The sequence below is a fragment of the Mesorhizobium sp. B1-1-5 genome (genome assembly GCF_006443065.1).
Lineage (GTDB): Bacteria > Pseudomonadota > Alphaproteobacteria > Rhizobiales > Rhizobiaceae > Mesorhizobium.
This window is the reverse complement of the sequence record NZ_VFWS01000010.1, coordinates 69,471-93,218: the sequence shown is the minus strand read 5'-3', so window position 1 is coordinate 93,218 and position 23,748 is coordinate 69,471. Positions and strand designations below refer to the sequence as shown.

The 23,748-nt window shown below is 64.5% G+C and carries 23 protein-coding genes and 1 tRNA gene; 14 read left to right on the top strand and 10 right to left on the bottom strand.

The genetic code is table 11. The annotated features are described in order from the left end of the window. Positions 1-134 precede the first annotated feature (134 nt). Both FJ980_RS06405 and mscL read right to left on the bottom strand, forming a co-directional pair. Positions 135-1,301 carry a pyridoxal phosphate-dependent aminotransferase gene (locus tag FJ980_RS06405; protein ID WP_140542081.1) on the bottom strand — a complete coding sequence of 389 codons (1,167 nt, stop codon included), beginning with the start codon at positions 1,299-1,301 and terminating at the stop codon, positions 135-137. 109 nt (positions 1,302-1,410) lie between these two features. Next, entirely contained in the window at positions 1,411-1,833 is a 423-nt protein-coding gene (gene mscL / locus FJ980_RS06400) for a large conductance mechanosensitive channel protein MscL (protein WP_140542080.1), read from the bottom strand. 236 nt (positions 1,834-2,069) lie between these two features. On the opposite strand from mscL, the gene FJ980_RS06395 reads away from it, so the two are divergent. Continuing rightward, positions 2,070-5,552, top strand: coding sequence for a PAS-domain containing protein (locus FJ980_RS06395; RefSeq protein ID WP_181181120.1), 3,483 nt, complete (start codon positions 2,070-2,072; stop codon positions 5,550-5,552). A gap of 16 nt (positions 5,553-5,568) precedes the next feature. Here FJ980_RS06395 and FJ980_RS06390 read toward each other — a convergent pair whose 3' ends face one another. Further along, positions 5,569-6,204, bottom strand: a complete 636-nt coding sequence (locus tag FJ980_RS06390) for a TetR family transcriptional regulator (protein ID WP_140542078.1) — start codon at positions 6,202-6,204, stop codon at positions 5,569-5,571. A gap of 83 nt (positions 6,205-6,287) precedes the next feature. Between FJ980_RS06390 and FJ980_RS06385 the strand changes: the two genes are divergently transcribed. Then, entirely contained in the window at positions 6,288-6,944 is a 657-nt protein-coding gene (locus tag FJ980_RS06385; protein ID WP_140542077.1) for an O-methyltransferase, read from the top strand. Positions 6,945-7,061: 117 nt separating this feature from the next. After that, on the top strand, positions 7,062-8,315 hold the full coding sequence (locus FJ980_RS06380; RefSeq protein WP_246676325.1) for an MFS transporter: 1,254 nt from the start codon (positions 7,062-7,064) through the stop codon (positions 8,313-8,315). 40 nt (positions 8,316-8,355) lie between these two features. On the opposite strand, the gene FJ980_RS06375 is transcribed toward FJ980_RS06380, so the two are convergent. Next, a complete protein-coding gene (locus FJ980_RS06375; protein WP_140542076.1) occupies positions 8,356-9,258 on the bottom strand; it encodes a LysR substrate-binding domain-containing protein in 903 nt (300 codons plus the stop codon). Between the two features lie 142 nt (positions 9,259-9,400). Between FJ980_RS06375 and FJ980_RS06370 the strand changes: the two genes are divergently transcribed. After that, the gene (locus tag FJ980_RS06370; RefSeq protein WP_140542075.1) at positions 9,401-10,912 is read left to right on the top strand and encodes an MFS transporter; all 1,512 of its coding nucleotides are present in this window, start codon (positions 9,401-9,403) and stop codon (positions 10,910-10,912) included. A 12-nt stretch (positions 10,913-10,924) separates the two neighbouring features. Here FJ980_RS06370 and FJ980_RS06365 read toward each other — a convergent pair whose 3' ends face one another. Together FJ980_RS06365 and FJ980_RS06360 are read right to left on the bottom strand one after the other, a co-directional pair. Continuing rightward, positions 10,925-11,584, bottom strand: a complete 660-nt coding sequence (locus FJ980_RS06365; RefSeq protein ID WP_095766186.1) for a response regulator transcription factor — start codon at positions 11,582-11,584, stop codon at positions 10,925-10,927. A 127-nt stretch (positions 11,585-11,711) separates the two neighbouring features. Then, on the bottom strand, positions 11,712-12,143 hold the full coding sequence (locus FJ980_RS06360; protein ID WP_095765880.1) for a hypothetical protein: 432 nt from the start codon (positions 12,141-12,143) through the stop codon (positions 11,712-11,714). Between the two features lie 112 nt (positions 12,144-12,255). Between FJ980_RS06360 and FJ980_RS06355 the strand changes: the two genes are divergently transcribed. Beyond that, positions 12,256-12,603: a DUF952 domain-containing protein gene (locus tag FJ980_RS06355; RefSeq protein WP_181181119.1), complete on the top strand. Its 348-nt coding sequence runs from the start codon at positions 12,256-12,258 to the stop codon at positions 12,601-12,603. Beyond that, entirely contained in the window at positions 12,600-13,691 is a 1,092-nt protein-coding gene (locus tag FJ980_RS06350) for a quinone-dependent dihydroorotate dehydrogenase (RefSeq protein ID WP_140542073.1), read from the top strand. The genes FJ980_RS06355 and FJ980_RS06350 overlap by 4 nt, the downstream gene beginning before the upstream one ends. Here FJ980_RS06350 and FJ980_RS06345 read toward each other — a convergent pair. After that, complete coding sequence (locus FJ980_RS06345; RefSeq protein WP_181181121.1) at positions 13,684-15,024, bottom strand: MATE family efflux transporter; 1,341 nt, start codon at positions 15,022-15,024, stop codon at positions 13,684-13,686. The two genes, FJ980_RS06350 and FJ980_RS06345, sit on opposite strands and share 8 nt — an antisense overlap. A gap of 118 nt (positions 15,025-15,142) precedes the next feature. On the opposite strand from FJ980_RS06345, the gene FJ980_RS06340 reads away from it, so the two are divergent. Then, complete coding sequence (locus tag FJ980_RS06340; RefSeq protein WP_140542072.1) at positions 15,143-16,045, top strand: histone deacetylase; 903 nt, start codon at positions 15,143-15,145, stop codon at positions 16,043-16,045. A 12-nt stretch (positions 16,046-16,057) separates the two neighbouring features. Here the strand turns inward: FJ980_RS06340 and FJ980_RS06335 are convergent, their stop codons facing one another. Beyond that, a complete protein-coding gene (locus FJ980_RS06335; RefSeq protein WP_181181118.1) occupies positions 16,058-16,327 on the bottom strand; it encodes a DUF6460 domain-containing protein in 270 nt (89 codons plus the stop codon). Positions 16,328-16,712: 385 nt separating this feature from the next. Here FJ980_RS06335 and FJ980_RS06330 point away from each other — a divergent pair, with 385 nt between their 5' ends. The 7 genes from FJ980_RS06330 (at position 16,713) to FJ980_RS06300 (ending at position 22,110) form a co-directional block, all read left to right on the top strand. Then, on the top strand, positions 16,713-17,327 hold the full coding sequence (locus tag FJ980_RS06330; protein ID WP_140542070.1) for an outer membrane protein: 615 nt from the start codon (positions 16,713-16,715) through the stop codon (positions 17,325-17,327). Positions 17,328-17,589: 262 nt separating this feature from the next. Further along, positions 17,590-17,973, top strand: a complete 384-nt coding sequence (locus FJ980_RS06325) for a hypothetical protein (RefSeq protein ID WP_181181117.1) — start codon at positions 17,590-17,592, stop codon at positions 17,971-17,973. A gap of 100 nt (positions 17,974-18,073) precedes the next feature. Further along, positions 18,074-18,748 carry a response regulator transcription factor gene (locus FJ980_RS06320; RefSeq protein WP_140542068.1) on the top strand — a complete coding sequence of 225 codons (675 nt, stop codon included), beginning with the start codon at positions 18,074-18,076 and terminating at the stop codon, positions 18,746-18,748. Further along, a complete protein-coding gene (locus tag FJ980_RS06315; RefSeq protein ID WP_140542067.1) occupies positions 18,745-20,178 on the top strand; it encodes a HAMP domain-containing sensor histidine kinase in 1,434 nt (477 codons plus the stop codon). The genes FJ980_RS06320 and FJ980_RS06315 overlap by 4 nt, the downstream gene beginning before the upstream one ends. A gap of 78 nt (positions 20,179-20,256) precedes the next feature. Next, a tRNA-Gly gene (locus tag FJ980_RS06310) sits at positions 20,257-20,330 on the top strand. A gap of 70 nt (positions 20,331-20,400) precedes the next feature. Continuing rightward, a complete protein-coding gene (locus FJ980_RS06305) occupies positions 20,401-21,285 on the top strand; it encodes a hypothetical protein (RefSeq protein ID WP_140542066.1) in 885 nt (294 codons plus the stop codon). Between the two features lie 81 nt (positions 21,286-21,366). Next, on the top strand, positions 21,367-22,110 hold the full coding sequence (locus FJ980_RS06300) for a methyltransferase domain-containing protein (RefSeq protein WP_140542065.1): 744 nt from the start codon (positions 21,367-21,369) through the stop codon (positions 22,108-22,110). Between the two features lie 149 nt (positions 22,111-22,259). On the opposite strand, the gene FJ980_RS06295 is transcribed toward FJ980_RS06300, so the two are convergent. Further along, complete coding sequence (locus FJ980_RS06295; RefSeq protein ID WP_140542064.1) at positions 22,260-22,595, bottom strand: protamine-2 (modular protein); 336 nt, start codon at positions 22,593-22,595, stop codon at positions 22,260-22,262. A 102-nt stretch (positions 22,596-22,697) separates the two neighbouring features. Then, positions 22,698-23,687: a LysR family transcriptional regulator gene (locus FJ980_RS06290; protein WP_140542063.1), complete on the bottom strand. Its 990-nt coding sequence runs from the start codon at positions 23,685-23,687 to the stop codon at positions 22,698-22,700. Positions 23,688-23,748: the final 61 nt, after the last annotated feature.

Here is a 23,748-nt window from a genome sequence, read left to right as displayed (position 1 = left end):
TTGCAGGATGCGCTGGTCGAGACCTGGGATGCGCTGGGCATTCCCTATGCCGGCTCCGGCCGTCCCGCCGTCGCCAAGAGCGACCGGATCATTCCGCTGCTGGTGCCGAAGTCAGGCGGCTGAAGCCGCCTTTCTCACACCGTCTTCATCCACCTCGCCAGGCGATGCGCCGCTTCCTCGAGCTGATCGAGGCGGCGGTGGAAGCATAGCCTGAGAAAAGCCTCGCCGCCGGGGCCGAAGGCGGTGCCAGGCGCCAGGCCGACATTGGCATTGTCGACGATATCGAAGGCGGCGGCTCGGGAATCGGTGATGCCGTCGACCCTGAAGAACAGATAGAACGCGCCCTGCGGCACGGTGAAACGCGCCTTGCCGGTCGCGCCGAGTATGGCGCAGACGAGGTCGCGAGCGGCGCGTGCACGCTCCACTTGTTCGGTGATGAAGCCGTCGCCCTCGTCGAGGGCAGCAACCGCGCCGCGCTGCATGAACTGGGCGACGCCGGAGGTCGAGTACTGGATCAGGTTTTCGAACACCTGCTGCAAGGCTGGATGGGTCTTGATCCAGCCGACACGCCAACCGGTCATCGCCCAGTTCTTGGAGAAACTGTTGACGAACAGGATACGGTCGTCGGCCGTGGCGACGTCGAGGAAGGACGGCGCGCGGCCATGGCCGTAGTGGAACAGCGAATAGATCTCGTCGGCGATGATCCACAGGCCTTCTTGGCGGGCGAGATCGAGGATTGCCTGCAGCGTCTGCCTGTCGGCGGTCCAGCCGGTCGGGTTGGACGGCGTGTTGATGAACAACAGCTTCGTGCGCGGCGTGATCGCGGAGGCGATCTTGTCGACATCGCAGGACCAGCCATTGCCGGACTGGTCGAGGGTGACCGGCACCGGAACGGCGCCCGCCACGCCGGCGGCCGCGGCGAAATTCGGCCAGGCCGGCGAGAGATAGATCACCTCGTCACCGCTGCCGGCCATAGCATCGATGGCCAGTTGGATGGCGTGCATGCCGGATCCGGTGACGATGAACTCCTCCTCGGCGAAGGTCTTGCCAAAATGCCTGGCGTAGTAGCGGGCGAGCGCCTGCCTGAGCTCGGGAATGCCTTTCTGCCAGGTGTAGAACGTCTCGCCATCGGCCAGCCCCTTGGCGGCGGCATCGCTGATGAAGGAAGGCGTCGGCAGATCGCCCTCGCCGGCCCAGAGCGGGATCAGCCCTTCGCGCAGGCGGCCATGATTGACGACGGCGACAATGCCGCTTTCGGGCGCGGCGCGGGCTTCCGCGCGCAAGGTCTGGATCAGGGTCATAAGAATCCGTCCGGTTTTTCGCGACTGCTAGCCTCTTTTACGACGGCCGCAAACAGAAAACCCCGGCCGAAAGCGGCCGGGGTTTTGGTCCAGGGCGCCCGTTGAGGAGTTATCTTTTCGCCAGCAGGTCGCGGATTTCGGTCAGCAACTGTACGTCGGCGGGCGGCGGTGCCGCGGCAGCAGCCGGCTTCTCGCGCTCCAGCCGTCTGCGCAGATTGTTCACCGCCTTGACCATCAGGAAGATGATGAAGGCAAGAATCAGGAAGTTCAGCACGACGGTGATGAAGCTGCCATAGGCGAAGACGGCGCCTTCTTTCTTGGCATCGGCCAGCGTGGCCGAATGGACGTTCGATGACAACCCGAAGAAGTAGTTGTTGAAGTCCAGCCCGCCGAAAATCGCGCCGACGATCGGCATGATGATGTCGTTGACGAGCGAGTCGACGATCTTGCCGAAAGCGGCGCCGATGATGACGCCGACGGCCAAGTCCATCACATTGCCCTTGGAAATGAATTCCTGGAATTCTTTCAGCATTCGGCCCTCCTTGCCATGACCGGCCGTGCTGCCGCCCCGGCTCTCCGGCACCGATCCGAAGCCACAATAACAAAAACCCCCGGTTGAAAAACCGGAAAAAGCGCGAAGACACCGGTTTGTGCTTACCTGCCTCGCCAGCCGCATATGCGCCAAAAGCCGCGATGGACTTGGGCTCCAAGCTGTGGTTGCGTCTTAACGACCGGATGAGGAAACCGGCCAGGGAGGAAGTGCGGACCGTGCAAGGCTGGTTCGTCGTCATCATCGCGATCGCCTATGTGACGCTGCTTTTCGCCATCGCCAGCGTCGGCGACCGGCGCTCGGTGGCAGCCGGGCTCGGCCGGGCGCGGCCTTTCATCTACGCGCTCAGCCTCGCCATCTACTGCACTTCCTGGACTTTCTTCGGCTCGGTCGGCCTTTCCTCCGAGCGCGGCCTCGAATTCCTCGGCATCTATACCGGTCCGGTGCTGGTCTTCGTGTTCGGCTTCCCGCTGCTCAATCGCATGATCAGGCTGGCCAAAAGCGAGAAGATCACCTCGATCGCGGACTTCCTCGGCGCCCGCTACGGCAAGAGCTTCACCGTCGCGGCGATCGCGACGTTGATCGCAACCATCGGCGCGGTGCCCTATATCGCGCTGCAGCTCAAGGCGATCTCGGGTTCCGTCAGCCTGATGGTCGAGCACTATACGGGCTCGCCGCCCTCTTTCGATCCGTTCGTCAGCGATATCTCGCTGGTGGTGGCGATGTTGCTGGCGCTGTTCGCGGTGCTGTTCGGCACACGCCATGCCGACGCCACGGAACATCAGGACGGGTTGGTTCTGGCTGTCGCGGTCGAGACCGTGGTCAAGCTCGCCGCCTTTCTCGCCATCGGCCTGATGGTGATGTTCCTGATCTTCGGCGGGCCCGGCGACATGTTCGCCAGGCTTGCCGGAAACAGCCAGGTGCGCCAGGCGATGAGCTACAGCACCTCTTTGGCCACCTGGCTGGTGCTGACCGGCTTGAGCGGATTTGCCGTGCTGATGCTGCCGCGGCAGTTTTACGTCACCATCGTCGAGAACCGCAGCGAGGCGGAGCTGCGCACCGCGACCTGGGTGTTCCCGCTCTATCTCGTGGCCATCAACCTCTTCGTGCTGCCGATCGCCTTTGCCGGCCTGTCGCTGGTCGGCGACAAGACCAGCAGCGACCTCTATGTCTTGTCGCTGCCGCTGCTCAGCGGGCATGATCTGCTGGCCATGGCCGCCTTCATCGGCGGCCTGTCGGCGGCGACCGCGATGGTGATCGTCGAGAGCGTCGCGCTGTCGATCATGATCTCCAACGATCTCGTCATCCCGCTGTTCGTGCGCCGCGTGCTCAAGACGAGTTCTTCGGAGAACGAGGACTGGTCGACGCTGATCCTCAATGTGCGCCGCGCCTCGATCTTCATCATGCTGTTCATAGCCTTCCTCTATTATCGCGAGAGCACCAATAGCGCGCGGCTGTCATCGATCGGCCTGATGTCGTTTGCCGCGATTGCCCAATTCGCGCCGGCGCTGGTCGGCGGGCTGATCTGGCGCCGCGCCAACGGCCGGGGCGCAGCCCTCGGCATGGTCGCCGGCATCGCCGTCTGGGGTTACACGCTGCTCCTGCCTTCACTCGGCCCCGAATCCGATATCGTCGTCCACGGCCTGTTCGGTTTCGAGGCGCTGAGGCCGCAGGCGCTGTTCGGCACCGTCGGCGAGCCGCTGAACCATGGCGTGCTGTGGAGCCTCTCGGTCAACACGCTGTTTTTCGTCCTCGGCTCCCTCTCCCGCGCGTCCGTGCCGCTGGAGCGCATCCAGGCGGCAATCTTCGTGCCGCGCGAGGCCGGCCCGATGCCTAGCCTGCGCCGCTTCCGCACCGCCGTCACCGTCAACGACCTGAAGGATACGATTTCACGCTATCTCGGCGTCGAGCGCACGGAGCGCTCGTTCCAATCCTTCGAGAGGGACGCGAAAGTCTCCCTGCACGGCACCGAACAGGCCAGCATGGATGTCATCCGCTTCTCTGAGCAATTGCTGGCGAGCGCCGTCGGCTCGTCCTCGGCGCGGCTGATCCTGTCGCTGCTCTTTCGCCGCAACGATCGCGATTCCAAGGATGCCTTCAAGCTGCTGGACGACGCCACCGAGGCGCTGCAGCACAATCGCGACCTGCTGCAGATCGCGCTCGACCAGATGGAGCAAGGCATCACCGTCTTCGATCGCGATTTCCGGCTGATCTGCTGGAACCGGCAATACCGGTTGCTGTTCGACCTGCCGGACGAGATGGGCCAGGTCGGCGTCTCGCTCGACCGGATCCTTCGCCATCTCGCCGAGCGCGGCGATATTCCGTCCGACCAACGCGTGACGATGCTCAACCGGCTGACCAGTTTCGCCGGCCCGTGGCAGATGGAGCTGAAGACCAGCGGCCGCATCCTGGAGCTGCGCTCCAACCCGATGCCCGACGGCGGCATCGTCGCCACCTATGCCGACATTTCCGGCCGCGTCGAGCAGGACCTGGCGCTGAAGCGGGCCAATGAATCGCTGGAGCAACGGGTCAAGACCCGCACCGTCGAACTCACCCGCGTCAACGAGGAACTGGCGCAGGCGCAGATGCTGGCCGAGGAAGCCAACCTCGGCAAGACGCGCTTCCTCGCCGCCGCCGGCCACGACATCCTGCAGCCGCTCAACGCCGCCCGCCTCTATTGCTCGTCGCTGATCGAGAAGGCAGGCAAGGGACCGGCCGGGAAGGCCGCCGTCAACATCGAATCCTCGCTGGAATCGGTCGAGACCATCCTCGGCGCGGTGCTCGACATCTCGCGGCTCGATGCCGGCGCGATGAAGCCGGACGATACCGCTTTCAACCTGGGCGGACTGCTCGGTCAGATCGGCAACGATTTTCGTCCGCTTGCCGCTGAAAAGAAGCTCGAACTCACGATTATTCCATCCTCGCTCGGCGTCATGACCGACCGGAACCTGTTGCGCCGGCTGATCCAGAACCTCGTTTCCAACGCCATCAAATACACGCGCCAGGGCCGCATCCTGGTTGGGGTTCGGCGACGCGGCGAGCTGGCCGAGATCCAGGTGATCGACACCGGCATCGGCATTGCCGGCGACAAGCTCAGCACGGTCTTCCACGAGTTCACGCGCCTCGACGAGGGCGTACGCGAGGCCGAGGGGCTCGGCCTTGGCCTTTCGATCGTCGACCGCATCGCCAGGGTGCTGAGGCTCGAGATCCGCATCTACTCCAACCCCGGCAAGGGCACGCGCTTTTCCGTGATCCTGCCGGTCGCGGAGGTCGCCGCGCCGCCGCGCGAGGCCGGCAAGGCGCCGACCCGCTCCGCCTCGACGCTTGCCGGGCTCAATGTGCTGTGCATCGACAATGACGCGCGCATCCTCGACGGCATGCGGCTGCTGCTCGAAGGCTGGGGATGCCGCGTCGAGACGGCTTCGGGATCAGGCGTTCTCCTGGAGCCCGGCGCGCCGAAGCCGGACCTCGTGCTGGCAGACTATCATCTCGACGGCGGCACCGGGCTTGATGCGGTCGCCACGCTGCGCGCCGCCTACGGACAGGACCTGCCCTGCGTGCTGGTCACCGCCGACCGCTCCAGCGAGGTGCGCGCGGCCGCCGGCCGGCTCGACATTCCGGTCGTCAACAAGCCGCTGAAGCCGGCAGTGCTGCGCTCGATGATGGCGCGCGTCAGGCCACTGGCGCCGGCCGCCGAATAGAGACAAAGCGCTGCTATCAGCCGCGATGCCCGAGGCTTCGGAGGTAGGCGCAGAACATGTCGGCGAGCGCATCGGAATAGGCTTCGATCTCATCGGCCGTTCGCTCCCGTTCCGAGAAATCCGCTCCCACGGCGCTCAGCGTCTTGATGATCAGGTCGCCGGCCAGAGCGCGGCCGGTATCCGGCGCGTCAGGAAGCGTCTCGCGCATGAAGGTCTCGACAGTCCGGCTCGCCGCCGCCCTCGCCTCCTCAGCCTCCGGCGCATCCCGATAGAGCGGCGCGGCGTCGTTCAGGGCGCCGCGCACCGCCGCCTCCTCGCATTCGGAGCGGATGAAGGCATGAACCAGCGTCCTTATCCGTTCGATGGGCGATAATTCGGCGTTTTCGAGAACGCCACACAAAAGCTCTGTCGTCTGGCGCCACTCGTCGCTCTGCAGCCTGAACAGCAGCGCCGCCTTGTTCGGGAAATATTGGTAGAGCGAGCCGACGCTGACGCCCGCCCTTTCGGCGACGCGCGTGGTGGTAAAACGCTGGGCGCCTTCAACAGCCAAAACCTGAGTAGCCGCCTGCAGAATCGCCGCGACCAGTTCCGTGGCGCGCGCCTGTTTTGGCTGTTTTCGGGTGGAAATTGAAGGGCTTGAGCGTTGGATCATGGTCGCGCGCCGAAATGCGAATTGGAAACCTGAAGGATTATTCGTATTTTTGAAGCGACACAAGAACCCCGCCGGAGACAGCCATGACCACCTTGACCGCAACCCCTTTGGCACCGCTCCTCGCCCGCCTGTTCAAGGAAGCCGACGCGGCGACCAGCCCGGCGATCGCACGGTACTCGCGCGAGGAACGGACGCGCCTGCTCCACAGCAAGATCGAGTATCGAGAATTCTACGGCAGCCTGAAGGATCTTTGGCTCGCGGTCTCGCCGGAGACCGGCACGCTGCTCTACATGTTAGCGCGCAGCACCGGCGCACGCATCATCGTCGAATTCGGCACCTCGTTCGGCATCTCGACGCTCTATCTCGCCGCGGCGCTGCGCGACAATGGCGGCGGCCGGCTGATCACGACGGAATTCGAGCCGTCGAAGGTAACCCGGGCCAAGGCCAATCTGACGGAAGGCGGCCTCATCGACTTAATCGAGATCCGCGAGGGCGACGCGCTGGAAACGCTCGCCACCGACCTGCCCGACCGGATAGACCTCCTGCTGCTCGACGGCGCCAAGGCGCTCTATCCGGAGATATTGAGTCTGGTCGAAAGCCGGCTCAGGCCGGGCGCGCTGGTCATCGCCGACAATGCCGACTTCTCGCCCGAATATCTGGAGCGGGTGCGCGCGCCGGCCGGCGGCTATATGTCGACGCCATTCGGCGACGACGTGGAGCTGTCGATGCGGCTCAGCTAAGGCCTGCTCGAAACTACCTCATGCTGCTTCTGAGGCAGCCGTAGGCGTTTACGTCAACCAACGCGCAATCCCGGCCTCCGGCCCCGGCCTTCGGGCCTTTGACGCGTAGGTGACATCATGACCTTCCTCCCATCGTCCTGGCGCGGGATGCCGCGCCCGGCCCTGCTCGGCCTCTTCCTGTTCTTCTGTGCCGGTTTCGCCGACGGCGCGCTGGTGCCCTTCTTTCCACTCTGGGCGAGCGGCGAGGCGGACATCCCGATCGGCGCGATCGGCCTTTTGTTTGCCTGCTATGCCGGCGGCGAATTGATCGCCGCGCCGATGATCGGCGGCATCGCCGACCGGATCGGCCGGCGGCCGGTGCTGATCCTGTCTTCGCTCGGCGTCGGTTGCGGCTTCATCGCGCTGTTCTTCGCCCATGGCGTCGCCGCCACTGCGGCCGTGCTGCTTTTGACCGGCATATGCGAGTCGGTGCTTCACCCGACCATCCTCACGGCAATCGCCGATGTGACGGAGCCGTCGGCGCATCCGCGCTGGTTCGGCATGGCCCGAGTCAGCTCAGGCGCCGGACAGATCCTCGGCCCGGCCTGCGGCGCGCTGCTGGCGCTCGTTTCGCTTGGCAGCGTGTTCCTGGCCGGCGGCGGTATGCTGCTCTTCGGCGGCATCGTCATGCTTGCCGCATTCGCCGAGACGCGCGGCCATGTCGCAGCCGACCATGGGGAAACGGAGGAAGAGGAAGGCCTGTCGGCGCTGCTGCCGGCCTTCCGCGACGGCCGCCTGGCAAAGCTGCTTGCCTGGGTCATGCTGTTCGAGATTTCCGGCAACTGGATCGAAGCGGTCATCCCGCTCTATGCGCAGGATGCCGGCACGCTCACCCCGTCCGGTGTCGGCGCGCTGTTTGCCTATGCGGCCGCCCTGACGGTCGGTTTGCAGATGCTGGTCAGCCGCTTTGCCGAGACGCGATCGGCACTTTGGCTGGCAGCCGGCGCCGGCATCTCGACCATCGCCGCCTTTGCCCTGCTGGCGACCTCGCCGGCGATACTTTCGCTGGTCGCGGCGGTCAGCCTCTGCTCGGTGGGACAGATGCTGGTCGGGCCGCTCGTGCCGACCGCCGTCAACGCGCTCGCACCATCGCCGCGACGCGCTTCCTATATGGCCGCCTCGTCTGTGGCGGTCGACCTCAAGGACTCGCTCGGACCGTCGATCGGCACGGCGCTCTATGCGCTCGCGCCGCGCCTGCCCTGGATCGCCGGCATTCCGCTGGTGGCGATCGCCTCGCTGGGCCTCGGCGCCGCGATCGGGCGGGCGCGAAACTCCGCGGACACCGCCGACGACGATGCGATGCCGGGCTCGGCCGTCGAAAACTATCGCTGAGCCTTCAGCACTGCGGCCAAGACCGCACCGGCCGGCAGCTTCAGATGGAGCTGTCGGCCATTTGCGAATTGCGGAACCGAGGCCTCGCGCCATTGGCCGCTGGACGGTGCTCGCGAAATGCCATGGCAAGGGTGCGCAGCGCCTCGCGCGATTGCGGATCGGAGAGCGTGGAAAGCAGCAGGATTTCGGTCGCCGGCAGCGGCGGCAAGCCGAATTTGCGGCTGACCTCGATCGTGCCCGGCGGGGCGAGCCGACAGGAGAAGACCGCCGTGGCAAGGCCGGCCGAGACGGCTTCCGCAACCGCAAAGGAACCGCAGCCCAGGAAAACCTGCGTCCACGGGATGCCGACCGCGTCGAGCGCACCGGTGACGATGTCGCGGATGCTGCAGGACGGCGAGGAGGCGGCAAGCCGCAGCGGCTCGCCGGCGCGGTAGACGAAATCCGGTGTCGCGTACCAGCCGAATTGCTCCGGCGCCAGCACCTCGCCGTCGCGGCGGTCATCCTCGCGACGCACGATCGCAGCGTCGAGCTCGCCGCGATCGAAGGCGGCCAGCAGGTCGCGCGTATCGTCGAGCCGCACCTCGATGGTCAAAGCCGGATCATGTGCATTGAGTCGCGCCAGCAGGGTCGGCACTTCGGCGCCGCCGACATGGGTGGCGATCCCTAGCCGGAAATGGCGGCGGACGGCGGTGAGGCTGGCGACGGCGCGGTCATGCGCGGCAAGCAGCTCGCGCGCGGGCTCCAGGAACACAGTGCCGCGCGCCGACAGCCGCACCAGCCTCGGCGTTCGCTCGATCAGTTTTTCGCCGATCCGATCCTCCAGCCGCTTCAGCTTGACGCTGATCGCGCCTTGCGTGCTGCCGAGGGCCTCGGCCGCGCGCGTGAAGCTGCGCAAGTCGGCGACGGTGACGAAGGCTTTCACCGCATCTACGTCCAGCGTCATGTCAGCTATCCCATTTTGTTGTCACTGAAATATCCAACCATGTAATTTTAAAATGATCAAGCCTGCGCTAACTTGGGTTGAGCGCGCAGCGGCGAACGGCCATCCGGTTGCGCCCTGCCCAAGAAACTCAAGAGGTTTGACCATGGCACCTGTCCTCACCCGCCGGGGCATCGTCGTTTTGTTTGCCGCATGTCTTGCCTGCCTGATGTTCGGGCTGGAGATATCGAGCGTCCCAACCGTCCTGCCGACGCTGGAACAGGTGCTCGACGCGGACTTCAAGCAACTGCAATGGGTGATGAACGCCTATACCATCGCCGTCACCACGGTGCTGATGGCGGTCGGCACTATGGCCGACCGCTATGGACGCAAGCGCGTCTTCCTGGTCTCGATCGCCGCCTTCGGTCTCACCTCGCTGATCTGCGGTCTGGCCGGCAATGTCTCGACGCTGATCGTCGCGCGCTTCCTGCAGGGATTGAGCGGCGGCGCGATGCTGATCTGCCAGCTTGCTGTGCTGTCGCATGAATTCCAGGAAGGCCGAGAGCGCGCCGTGGCCTGGGGCTGGTGGGGCGTCATCTTCGGCATCGGCCTCGGCTTCGGCCCGATCGTCGGTGGCGGCATCGTCGCCGTGTCGAGCTGGCAGTGGGTGTTCCTCATCCACGTGGCGGTCGCGATCGTCGCATTCGCGCTTGCGCTCACCGGCGTCCATGAATCGAAGGACCCGCAAGCAGGCAGGTTGGATCTCGCCGGCATCCTGACCTTGTCGCCTGCCGTCTTCTGCCTCGTCTTCTACATCACGCAAGGACCGGAGCTTGGCTTCGCCAGCCTGGCCGCCCTGGCGATCCTTGGCCTGTCGATCGCAAGCTTCGCGGCGTTCTTTATCGCCGAAAGGATCAGCAAGCGGCCGATGTTCGACTTTTCGGTCTTTCGTATCCGCCCGTTTTCCGGCGCGATCGTCGGCTCGGCGGCAATGAACATCAGCTACTGGCCGTTCATGATCTATCTGCCGATCTGGTTCCATGCCGGATTGGGCCTCGACAGCTTCGCCACCGGCCTTGCCTTGCTCGCCTACACGCTGCCGACGCTGGTGATGCCGCCTTTGGCAGAGCGGCTGTCGCTGCGCTACCGGCCCGGCGTCATCATTCCGGCAGGGCTCGCGATCATCGGCATTGGCTTCCTCCTGATGAGGTGGGGCAGCGCCGCGGCTCACGCCAACTGGCTGACCATGCTGCCCGGCTGCCTGATCGCGGGCACTGGCCTCGGCATCACCAACACGCCGGTGACCAACACCACCACCGGCTCGGTTTCGCGTGATCGCGTCGGGATGGCATCCGGCATAGACATGAGCGCGCGCATGATCTCGCTTGCCGTGAACATCGCGGTGATGGGCTTTATCCTGGCGAGCGGCGCGCTCGCGCATCTCATGGCAGCGCTGCCCGATCTCGATAGCGCAAGGCTCTATTTATTCGCCGAGGCGATCGCGGCCGGCAATCCGGTGCCGGGGTTGCCGGACAAGGTCGCGCATGACGCGCTGGCACACGGCTTTGGCTGGGTGATGCTCTATGGCGGTGTCGGCGTCTGGGTCATGGCGGCAATCGGCTTTGCCATCTTCAAGGCACGACCGGCGCAGCAGGAGGCGGTTCAGCGCCCGGACTGAACCGGATGCTGGTCAGCCGACCGGCTGCAGCGGGTCGCCGCCGATCTTCGACAGCTGGATGACCGCCTGGGTGCGGCTGTCGACGCCGAGCTTCTGCAGGATGGCCGAGACATGCGCCTTGATGGTGGCCTCGGAGACGCCGAGCTCATAGGCGATCTGCTTGTTGAGCAGGCCCTCCGCCAGCATGCCGAGCACCCGCGTCTGCTGCGGCGTCAGCGCCTGCAGGCGCTTGATCAGGTCGGAGATTTCCGGGTCGCGCTCGACGCCCAGCTCGATCCCGGCCGGCGCGGCAATATCGCCGGCAAGCACCGCCTGCACGGCGCCGCGGATCTCGTCCATGCTGGCCGATTTGGAAATAAAGCCGGAAGCGCCGAGATCGAGCGCACGGCGGATGGTGACGGGATCGTCATGCGCCGATACCACCACCAGCGGCACCGCCGGATGGATACCGCGCAGCGAGATCAGGCCGGAGAGGCCGCTGGCGCCCGGCATCGACAGGTCGAGCAGCACCATATCGATGTCTTCATTGGCAAGCACCAGCGCCTTGGCGCTTTCGAAATCGCCGGCTTCGTGGATGGCGGCAACGTCGCCGATGCCGGCAAGCGCCTCCTTCAGCGCGCCGCGAAAAAGCGGATGGTCGTCGGCAATGACGAAAGTGTGGCCCGACGGCAAATATTCCTCCCCCGATCCCATCATCATTGTGTGCTTCTTGCGGGGACCGGAATGATTATGCGGCGGCGCGGCGCGTTTTCAAGCGGCAAAGGCCGCGCGCGGGGTTTTCCCCAGGGCGGCTTTGCAATCAGGTCTTCTGCTGGTTCAGCTTGCCGTCGCCGTCTTCCTTGTCCAGGTCCTTGACGATGTCCTTGAAGGTCCGGAAGAAGCGCTCCATGTAGCCCATCGTCTTGTTGAAATCCTCTTCGCTGGGCAGTTGCGATTCCAGCCGGGCGGACAACGAATTCTCGAGCTTGGCGACACGCGCGTCGAGCGCCTTGACCGAATTGTCCAGCCGGTCGATCTCGTCCTGGTAGGCGGCCCGCTCGTCGGCGGCCATCTTGCAGACGAGCTGGCCCGAGCGCTCCTCGCAGACAGACATGGCGCCGGTTCTTGTGTCCATGCGGACATAGCCGTTGGCCGATTTCTCCAAACGGTAGTGGTCGGTTTCTTCGGAATAGGCGGATGCGGCAACCAGCGAGCAAAGCGCCGCGGGGATCACGATGTGCTGCAGACGCATGTTGTTCCTCCATGAGCCAGTGAAGGCGGGCTATCACAGGTTTGCGCCGGAAATGGGGAAGAGTCGAGCTTCGAGCCTTCCCCGCACCTTCGGTTCGGACTATAGCGCGACAATGTCTCAGATTATCTACAAGATCGCGCCCGAGGTGCTTTGGCGCAAAACCGAGAGGAACGGGCGCTTCACCGGTGCGCCGATCGACATCGCCGACGGCTTCATCCATCTCTCCACCGCCGGCCAGGTTCGCGAGACGGCGGCCAAGCATTTCGCCGGGCAGACGGACCTGCTGCTGATCGCGATAGACGCGGCAAGGCTGGGTGATGCGCTGAAATACGAGGTCTCGCGCGGTGGCGCCCTGTTCCCGCATCTCTATGCCGAGCTCGACCTCGATGCCGTTCTCTGGGTAAAGCCGTTGCCGCTCGGCGCGGGCGGCCACGAGTTCCCGGCGCTGGAGGGCGAATGAGCGTGCTCGACCGGATCGGCCAGAAGCTGCTTTTCTCCTTTGATCCGGAAACCGCGCATGGCCTGTCGATCGCGGCGCTGCGCTGCGGGCTGCCGGTCGGCGCGACGGCGCCGCGGCGCCCGACGCATGACGCACGGCTCAAGGTCAGCCTTTGCGGCCTCGACTTCCCCAATCCGCTCGGCATGGCCGCCGGCTACGACAAGAACGCCGAAGTGCCGGACGCGCTGCTTGGGCTTGGCTTCGGCTTTGCCGAGGTCGGCACCATCACGCCGCTGCCGCAACCGGGCAATCCGAAGCCCCGCATCTTCCGGCTGACCGCGGACGAGGCGGTGATCAACCGGCTGGGCTTCAACAATGAAGGCCATGCCGCCGCAGAGAAGCGTCTTGCCGCGCGCAAGGGCCGGCCGGGTATCGTCGGCGTCAACATCGGTGCCAACAAGGACAGCGCCGATCGCATCGCCGACTATGAGCGCGGCGTCGCCCGCTTCGCGCCCTATGCGAGTTATCTGACGGTCAACATCTCCTCGCCCAACACGCCGGGCCTGCGCAACATGCAGGCGCGCGAGCAGCTCGGCGAGCTGTTGTCACGGGTGATGGAAGCGCGTGCCGCGGCCCCCGCGCAGCCGCCGGTCTTCCTCAAGATCGCGCCGGACCTCGTCGATGCGGAACTCGAAGACATCGCCGCCGAAGTCGCTGAGAAGAAGATCGACGGCGTCATCGTCTCCAACACGACGCTGGCGCGGCCAGGATTGCGAAGCGGCGGCGTGGCGAATGAAACCGGCGGTCTTTCAGGGAAACCGCTGTTCGAGCGTTCGACCGCGGTTCTGGCCCGGATGCGCAAGTTGCTCGGGCCCAACATGGCCATCATCGGCGTGGGCGGCGTCGACTCCACCGAAACGGCGCTGGAGAAAATCCGCGCCGGCGCGGATCTCGTCCAGCTCTACACCGGCATGATCTATGCCGGACCGGCGCTGCCCGGGCGCATCATTGCCGGCATGGCGCGGTTCGTGGAACGCGAGCGGCTTGGCTCGATCAGGGATCTGCGCGACTCGGCTTGCGATCGCTGGGCTTCAAAACCGATCAGCTGAACGCCGTTCGCATTCTCAGCCGCAGGACCGTCAGCAAGCTCAGCCCCCTCACCAGCAGGAAAACGTGCAGCGATGCCCACAGGCCGCTGTTGCCGAATGCCGGCGCCAGAGTGATGAGCGCAGCGCTGAAGATGAGGAACGACAACAGCATCATGTTGCGCATGTCGCGCGACCAGGTGGCGCCGATGAAGACGCCGTCCATCTGGAAGGCGAGAACGCCGCTCAGCGCCGTGAAGGCCGCCCAGGGCAGATAGGTGTCGGCGACCGCGCGAACATCCATCGAGGTCGTCACCAGCGCCACCAGACTGGCGCCGGCGGTCAGCAGGGTGAGCGTGGCGATACCGGCCAGGCCAAAGCCCCAGATCAGCGCCAGCCGTACCGCCTGCCGGAACGGGGCAGGCGCATGCGCGCCGATGGCGCGGCCGGCGAGCTGCTCGGCGGCGGTGGCGAAGCCGTCGAGGAAATAGCCGGCGATGAGGAAGAAGTTCATCAGCACGGCGTTGGCGGCGAGCGCCACCGTGCCGAACTGCGCGCCCTGCCTGGTGAACAGCGCGAAGGCGGCAAGCAGCGAGAAGGAGCGGATCATGATGTCGCGGTTGAGCGACAGCATGCGCCGGTAGGCCGGCAGGTCGAGGATGCGGCGGCACGACGGCCGTTCCAGCTTGCGAAAGCGGGCGAGCACGATCGCAAGGCCGAGCAGCATGGCCAGGAACTCGCCGGTGACCGTCGCCCAGGCGACGGCGGCAACGCCCCAGCCGAGCTCGAGGCCGAGCAGGAAGCAGAGCGCGATGTTGATGCCGTTGAGCACCGCCTGCAGCATCAGCCCGAGACCGCCTTCGCCGCGCCCCAGCACGTAGCCCAGTATGGCGTAGTTGATCAGCGAGAAGGGCGCTGCCAGCAGCCTGATGCGGATATAGACCGACATCGCTTCGCTGACACGCGGCTCGGCGCCCATGAACCATTGGCCGGCGACGGCAAAGAGCGGCGCAAGGGCGGCAAGGATGACGCCCGCGACGACCGCGATCAGCACGGCGCGCCACAGCACCGCCTGCTCCTCCAGCGCATCGCCGCGCCCGAAGGCCTGGGCGACGAGGCCGGTGGTGCCCGAACGCAGGAAGTTGAAGGTGGTGAAGACGACGTCGAACACCAGCGAGCCCGCCGCAAGGCCGCCGAGCAGGGCAGCATCGCCGAACTGGCCGACCACCGCGGTATCGACGATGCCGAGCAGCGGCGTCGTCAGATAGGCAAGCGTCATCGGCACCGCGATCGCCAGCACTGAGCGGTTGGTGACGACGAAAGACCTGGCGTTGGCTTGAGTCGCGTCCAAGGGAATTGCTGCCTGTCCGATTGCGGCTTGATCGAGGACCCGATGTGCCCCAGTTTGCCGGCATCACGCAACCATATCCGCCGGACTGCCAACCGAATTGCAAACCTGGCGCAGCCCCCAATTCATGCCGCTGCAGATCGTCCATCACCCCGACTATGACGCAGGCTTCGCCGTCAACCATCGCTTTCCGATGAGCAAATATCCGCTGCTGATGGAGGCCTTGCGCTTACGCGGTCTAGCCGTGCCCGGCGCGCTTTCGCTGCCGGAACCGCCACCGGCTGCACTGCTGAAGCTGGCGCACGCCGCCGACTATGTCGACCAGGCGATCGCCTGCCAGGTGCCGGCGAAAATAGAGCGCGAGATCGGCTTTCCGATCGGCCCGCGCGTGTCATTGCGGGCGCAGCTCGCCACCGCGGGTACGGTGCTGGCCGCCAGGCTGGCGCTGAAATACGGCATTGCCTGCAACGCCGCCGGCGGCAGCCATCATGCCAGGCGCGCGCACGGCGCCGGCTTCTGCACCTTCAACGATGTCGCCGTCGCCTCGCTGGCGCTGCTGGCGGAAGGCGTCGTCGAAAACGTCCTGGTCGTCGATCTCGACGTGCATCAGGGCGACGGCACGGCCGACATTCTCAAGGATGAGCCTCGCGCCTTCACCTTTTCCATGCATGGCGAGCGCAACTACCCGGCGCGCAAGATCGCGTCCGACCTCGACGTGGCCTTGCCGGACGGCACCGGCGACGGCGCCTATCTTGAACGACTCGCCGCCATCCTGCCGGTCCTATCCGGGCAGAGGCATTGGGACATCGTCTTCTACAATGCGGGCGTGGATGTCCATGCGCAGGACAGGCTCGGCCGGCTGGCGCTGACCGACGACGGTCTCGGCGCCCGCGAGGACATGGTCATCGGCCATTTCCGCAGACAGGGCGTGCCGCTGTGCGGCGTCATCGGCGGCGGCTACTCGACCGACGTGCCGGTGCTGGCCGCGCGCCACGCCATCCTGTTCGAGGTGGCGTCGCGATATGCGTGAGGCCGCGCTGAGCTATTTCCTGTAGCTGGCGATCCTGAGCAGGATGAACACCGGCACGACGATCGCGGCGCCGAGCAGGATATAGCCCAGGAAGCGGTCGATGGCGTGGAAGCCAAGATTCCACAAATCGACGAAGAACTGGCGGATGCCGTAAAAGACGTCCATCGGTGACCAGCCGAAGGCATGCATGACGAGGCCGACGAGGAAGGAGACCACGAGCAGTTTCAGGAACACCCTGAGCGGCGTGTCGCCAAGAAAGCGCGTCAGTGTGGACAAGGCCATTCTCCGGTTCGAGTCGCCCGATTCGGCGGCGTGGCCCAGAAATACGCATTCGCTTGTCCGCCATCAAGCGGCCCGGCTGCCGACCTGCACCGCCTCGAAACCCTAATTTTGCGTAAACAGAAACGCTGCAAATTGCTGAAAACAAATAGAAAAATCTTCATCTTGCCGGTCCGCGCAATGTGCCTGCAATTTTCGCCTGACAGATAGGGCCGGTCTTTCGAGCAATGTGTCGCAACGGAAGTTCGGACCGCAAGGCGCCTGCCTTGCGGCACGGCTTTATTTTGCCCGCGAGAGACAAGCGAACCGGAGCGGCCATCCCAGGAGCCGGCTTCACAGGTCAATCCGCGCATGGTGTTGCCCTGCGCATATGCGTTTGGAGTGGAACGTGTCTTATCGAACCAAAATCGCCCTTACCGCGGCTTTTGCCGCCTGTCTCAGCGCGACGGCAATGGCCGCCGACCTCTCGCCCGCCTACAACGATCCGCCCGCCTTTCAATGGAGCGGCGCCTATGTCGGTGTCCATGGCGGAACGGCCTTCACCAAGATGCCAAATCCGTTCGCCGGCCGGAATGGCTGGAGCGGCGGCGTGCAGGCCGGCTATAATATCCAGTCAGGCCCGGCCGTTTTCGGCGCCGAGCTCGAAGGTTCGTATCTCGGCGGCGCCGAACACACGGTCCAAGGCGGCAAGATCAAGGAGAAATGGCGCGCCGCCGCGAAGGCCAAGGCCGGTCTCGCCTTCGACCAGACGCTGGTTTTCGGCACCGCCGGTGTCGCCATGACCACATTCGACAAGGCAGGCGGCGTGCGCGACACCGACAGCCGCAAGCTCGGCTATCTTGTGGGTGCAGGCGTCGAGCAAGCCTTTGTCGGCGGCCTCTCCGCCAAGGTCGAATATGACTATATCCGCACGCCCGATGTGGAAACGAGATCGGCGATCGGTAAAGCGAAGACAAGTATAGGCAGCCAGGAACTGAAGGCCGGCATCAACTACCGCTTCTAGAGCAATTCCAGGAAAAGTGTGTGCGGTTTTCCGTTCGGAATTGCGCAAAAACAAAGAGCTAGAGCGGTTCGCCGTTTCCATGAAACGGTGAAACGCTCTAGCGCCTGGAATGCCGGAGAGCAGTTTTCCGTGGCGGCCCGACCCCGCCGATCTCCACCGCGGGAAACTGCCTTTCTCCGCCTTGATGACTGTCCGCGTAATGTCGATGCAATTTTCAAGGCCTAGCTGGCAAATGCCTATCCCAGGGAATCGGACCATGTTCATGTCAACCAGAGGCCACAGCCTGGCCCTGAAAAGCTTGTTTGCGGCGGCGCTTGTCTGCCTGTCCGCCTGCGCTTCCGACGTCATGAAGAACTATGTCGGGCAGCCTCTCGAATCCGTCGTCCTCGACTACGGCCCGCCGACCGCGGTCGTCGAACTCGGCCAGGGCGAGCGCGCCTATCAGTGGCGCAAGATCTCCACCAATGTGGTCTCCGGCTCATCGAGCGGCGAGGTGCGCCGCACCAAGCACGGCAGCGAATATGAGGTGACCGAAACGCCCGGCTATGTCGAGCGCCAGGAGTGTTTCTACACATTCTACGCCCGCTCGTCCGGCGGTCGCTGGTTCATCACCAACTTCCGCAAGCCGAAGCTGGAATGCGAATGAGACCATCACAAGCGGCGGACTGGCTCTTGCCGCGTAGCGGTCGAAGCTTTACCGGGCCGACCAGGACGGCTGCACGCTGTTCCACCGGCGGAGATGAAGAATGCGTATCCTGCTGATCGAGGACGAGCCGGAAATGGCGTCGGTGCTGAAGACCGCGCTGGAGCGGCAGGATTTCGTCGTCGACCGGACCGCGACGCTGGCCGATGCCGAGATCATGGCGAAGATCGGGACGCACGACGCGATCGTGCTCGACCGCCGCCTGCCCGATGGCGAGGGCCTCGACCTCATCCCGCGCCTGCGCGCCATGAATGTCGACACCCCGGTGATCGCGCTGACCGCCATGGCCGGCATCGACGACCGCGTCGCCGGGCTGAATGCCGGCGCCGACGACTATATGGTGAAGCCCTTCGCCACCGAGGAACTGGTGGCGCGGCTGCGTGCGCTGCACCGGCGGCAATTCACCTTGCGCGCCGAGCGTATCGAGGTCGGCCGCCTCGCCTACGACTTCCGCGATCGCGAGGCGCTGGTAGACGACAAGGCGCTCGAACTGCCCCGGCGCGAACGCCTGGTGCTGGAAACGCTGATCAGGCGACCGGGCCGGGCGATCATGCGCCGGGCTTTGGAGGAGGCGGTCTACGCGCTGGATGACGAGATCGGTTCAAATGCCCTCGACGCGCATATCTCCAGGCTGCGCCGCAAGCTGGAAGACGTCGCCGCCGGCGTGGAGATCCGCGCCATCCGCAATATCGGCTACCTGCTCAGGGCCTTGCCGTGAGGCAGCGGCGGCCACGTTCGCTGCAATGGGTGCTGGTGCGGCGGCTGATCCTGCTGCAGGCGGCCATGCTGGCCATCTTCATCGCGCTCTGCGCCGCAGCGCTCTGGATCGCCAACCCGACGCCGCTGGTCGACAACGAGGCCGCCGTCGCGGCGCTGAAGGGTGCCGTCGACCGCGACGCCAACGGTCGGCTGGTGGTGCGCGAGACGGCAGAACTCGAGCAATTCCGCGAGAGCTTTCCGCATGTCTGGTATGTCATCCGCGACAAGACCGGGCAGAGCCTTCGCTCCGGCGCCGTGCCGGATATTTATGCCGGCACACCTGGCCTTCTGCTGGACTCGGTCGAGCGTGCCACCCTCAACCTCAATCGCGATGATCTGCGGCCCGAAGCCTATGTCGAGAACATTACGACCAAGGCGGGGCCGGTGCAGATCATCACCGCGACGCGCTCGTCGCGGGAACAGACCGACGGGCTGGAAGTGAACATCTCGGCGAACGTGGACGTCGCGCGCAATCCCGACGGCAGCCGCAACTGGCAGCGCGCTTTGCCGGCGCTGTCGCTGATCGTCCTGATCCTGGTCCTGCCGATCATCCTGGTCATGGGGCTGACCACGCTGGTGACGACGCCCGCCGTGGTGCGCAGATCCTTCGCCGGCCTGGTCGACACGGCAGATCAGGCCGCCCGCATCGACATCAACACGCGCGGCACGCAGTTGTCTGTGCAGCGCGTGCCGCAGGAGATCGCGCCGCTGGTCCAGGCCTTCAACCAGACGCTGGCGCGCCTGGCCCACGGCTACGACCAGCACAACCGCTTCCTGACCGATGCCGCACATGAATTGCGCACGCCGATCGCTATCCTGCGTACGCGAGCCGAGCTCCTGACCAAGGAACCGCAGAGCGAACGCCTGCTGCAGGATATCGAGAGGCTGTCGCATCTTGCCCAGCAATTGCTCGACCATCAGATGCTGGAGCGCCCTGGCGACGAGCGCCGGATTGTCAACCTGACCGAGCTCGGCCGCCGGGTCGCCGCCGACCTCGCGCCGCTGGCGATAGAGGCCGGTTACGACCTTGCCTTCGAGCCGCCGGCCGGCGTAATCCATGTCGAGGTGAACGGCTCGCAGATAGAGCGCGCCCTGGCGAACCTGGTGCGCAACGCCATCGACCATGGCGGCGGCTCCGGCGTCATCACTGTCGCGATCGACGAAAGCGGCGGCATCGAGGTGCGCGACGAAGGTCCGGGCATTCCCGCGGCAGAGCGGGAGAATGTGTTCCAGCCCTTCTACCGCCTGCAGCCGCGGTCGCGCGGGGCGGGCCTCGGGCTCAACCTCGCCCGCCAGATCGCCGAGCTGCATGGCGGCACGGTCAGGATCCTGGACGGTTCAGGGCGGGGTGCGCGGGTGCGTGTCGAACTGCCGGCATCAGGGTGTTGATCGCCCGTCGCGCAGAGGCATCAGGACTGCTTTGCCGATTGCTTGCAGCCCGGGCCTCATGTTAACGAGGTGCCCGACGCGGGTATGATGTAATGGTAGCTTGTCAGCTTCCCAAGCTGAACGCGCGGGTTCGATTCCCGCTACCCGCTCCATCTTGCGGCGATAATTCTGAGCCGCTTGGGAGCAGCTTGCGGTTGTTGCGCGGAAGTATAAAAGCGAAGCATGCCGCGCGCCCTGTCGAAATATAATGTCCGCGAATGGTTCAGATGTCGACCGTTGGTCGACCGCAAGAATCATGCCCGCTACCAAATTCGAGAGCGCATGGCGCTGGCCAGGCACGCGGGCCCAGTGCCGCTTCCTCGCATCCATGGCCGAAAAGTCCTGATTACGATCAGCTTCAACGACCACCAGGTGATCGAGTGGCAGACCAAGTTGATCGCGCGAAATGTGCCCGAGGCACTCCAGGTTGTTGCCGACAACTCAACCAACCCGGCCGCAAGGGACGCCATTCGCGACATCTGTGCAGCGGCCGGTGTTGCTTTTGTGGCAGCGCCGGCCAACCCCTGGACAAGTCGAGAGCAGGACGGGGGCAAATCGCACGGCTATGCCCTGAATTGGGCCTGGAGGAACATCGTTCTCGCGAACCGGCCTTCCATGGTCGGTTTTCTGGATCACGATATTTTCCCCACGGCAATGACAAACCCTTTCCGCATGCTGGATCGAGCCGCCGTCGCGGGATTGGTTCGAAAAACGCCAGATGAGCGCTGGTACCTGTGGCCAGGCTTTGCTTTTTTCAACTTAGGTCGATTGCCGACAGATCGGCTCAACTTCGGCAGGGATTGGCTCGACGGGTTCGATACCGGGGGGCTGAATTGGCACTGTCTGTACCGGGCACTCAGCAATGAAGATCTGTGTGCCGCCGACTATGAACGGATCGCGGTCGCTGCCAGCGTAGCGATGGACGAGGCGCTTTTCGAGCGAATTGACAGCTGGCTTCATGAAAGCCGCTTCACGACCGACATTGACATGGCGCCAGCGCGCCGTCAGCAGTTGCTTGAGCTCAAGCGACGCAGCATCCTGGATACCTTGATGGCACTCCCCGCATAATTCGGCTGCTCCAGGTGGTCAGGGGAACTGTACTGGTCGATCAGGTCACGTTATCGACCAATCAGCGCGGGTCAGATTTCAATGCACGAGACGTCATTCGTAAAAGCCGAGATATTTTTGCAAACCTATGGAGACGAGTTCGCTCAAACTGGCGTGCGCGTGCTGGAAATCGGCTCAAAATCCTACGATGCCCAAAATACTTATCGGCCGCTATTCCCCCATCCCAGGTTTGCTTACACTGGCCTCGATATCGAGCCGGGCAACAACGTGGACATCGTTCCGGCGAACACCTTCGTCTGGTCCGAAATCGCAGATTGCTCTTTCGATCTTTGCCTGTCGGCATCTACCTTTGAGCACAACCCGTTCTTTTGGGTCACATTCGCAGAAATCGCGCGCGTGACGAAGCCAGGCGGTCTGGCGCTCATCATCGCGCCGGGGGCAGGCCACGTGCACCGATACCCGTATGACTGCTGGCGGTTCTATCCGGATTCGTGGGGCGCTCTTTGCTCCATGACCGGCATGGAACTAGTGGAAAGCTACTTTGAGACCGACAAGATTGCAGCCGCAAACCCTGAAAACTTTTGGCGTGACAGCGCCGTAGTGGCTCGCAAGCCAAAGCTTTCAGGGGTAGATCTGCACGCGTTTCATTCCCGCCTCCAGAAGATCGCGTCACTTTTCGTTGACGAGAGGCCACCGTCGCAGATTGCTCCCGAGCGGCATGGCAAATGGGTGGAGGCCTATGAGCACTTCATGCAGCGGAAATACCCCATGACGCTCAGCCGAATGATCAACAAGGCTATCAGACGACCGAGCAAGATTTACTAACGCGTCTGTTTGTACCCCCTGCTGATCGGGCAAAGCCGAGACCCGTCGCAAAGCGGAGCCGGCAGCATCTGAGGCCCTGGGCTAACTCCCAGCGATGGGTCTTGCGCTGCAGCGCAAGACCCATCCGGAGGAGCGTTGGATTGGCGACGCTAGAGCCGGAAGCCGATCCAGACGCGGCGGCGCCAGCAGCGGACATGGCGCCGGCCATGGCGCCAGTAGCGCCGGCAGACCCTTCTCCAAACGTGGCGCCGGCGGCGGCGGTAGTACCGATCACGGTAATACCGACGGCGGTAGTACTGGGCTGGCTGCAGCAGATCGGCCTGGTCATCCTCCTCGTAGATGGCCGGATCCGGCTTGTCCAATTCATCCAGAATTCCGTTGCCTTTGGGGATGCCGGCAACGGCCTTGCTGGGTCCGGCCAGGCTTGCAAGCGCTGCCGCCCCCGCAACGCCAAGCATTCCGGTGAGAAACAACCGACGTTCCATAAAAACCTCCCGAGCTGTTGGGCACGGCAGCCCTTCCTCACCCGTAACGGGCTTCAGGGAGCGGCCGATCGGTTTGAACGTGCAAGTAGCATTCTCGTTCCATTAGCCCACCTCGCGCAAAATGAAGTCGTGCAGCATCTTGGCGGCGGGCGAGAGCGCGCGGTTCCTGACCGTGATCAGGCTGTAAGGCCGGACCTCGATGTCGAACTCGGTCTGCACGACATCGATGGCGCCGGCCAGCCCATCGCCGCCCTGGATGAACTTGGCGACCTGGATCGAGACCGGCGCGATGGCGTCGGACTGCGCCACCATCACCAAGGTGAGCAGCAGCGAAGAGGTGTTGAGGATGCGGTCGGGCAGCGGAATGTCGCGGTTCAAGAAGTTGCTTTCCATCGCCTGGCGCAGCGGCGAGCCGCCGGACTGGAACACCCAGTCATAGGCCGCGGTGTCTTCCAGCCGCACCATCCTGCCGCTCGCCAGCGGGTGGCCGCGGCGCACGATGAGGCAGGCCTTCTCGACGCCGATGACACGCGATTCGAAAAGCCGCGGATTGAGATCGTCCGGGATGCGGGCGATGATGAAGTCGTGGCGCGAGGCGATCAGCTCGCGGGCGAGCACGTTCGAGGTCTCGACCTGCATGGTGATCTCGATACGCGGATAGATGCGGCGGATCTCGCGGATCGCCGGCACGGCCAGCTCGATCGCGGGCGCCGTCACGGCGCCGAGAAATACGGAGCCGCCCTTGCCGGACTTGAGCTCGGAAATCTCACGATCGACCTCCCGCATCTCGAGCAGGATTGAGCGGGCGCGCCGGGCGAGCGCCTGGCCGTAAGGGGTCAGCGTCACGCCGCGCGGCAGCCGCTCGCACAACTTCACGTCGAGCACCGCTTCCATCTCGGCGATCATGCGCGAAGCGGCCGGCTGGGAGATGTTCATGACCTGGGCGGCGGCGCTCACCCGCCCGTGATCGTCCAAGGCGGCAATCATGCGCATGTGGCGGAGACTGAGGCCGCTGCGCAGCAACGTCTCGCCATCCCCCGGCAATTTCTCGTAACCACCTGAAATCGCATCGGGATCGCGCAACGCCGCCATGGTTTTCGGTCTCCTATGCGGGTTTCTATCGATCGCTTAAGCCATACCAGTCATGATATAG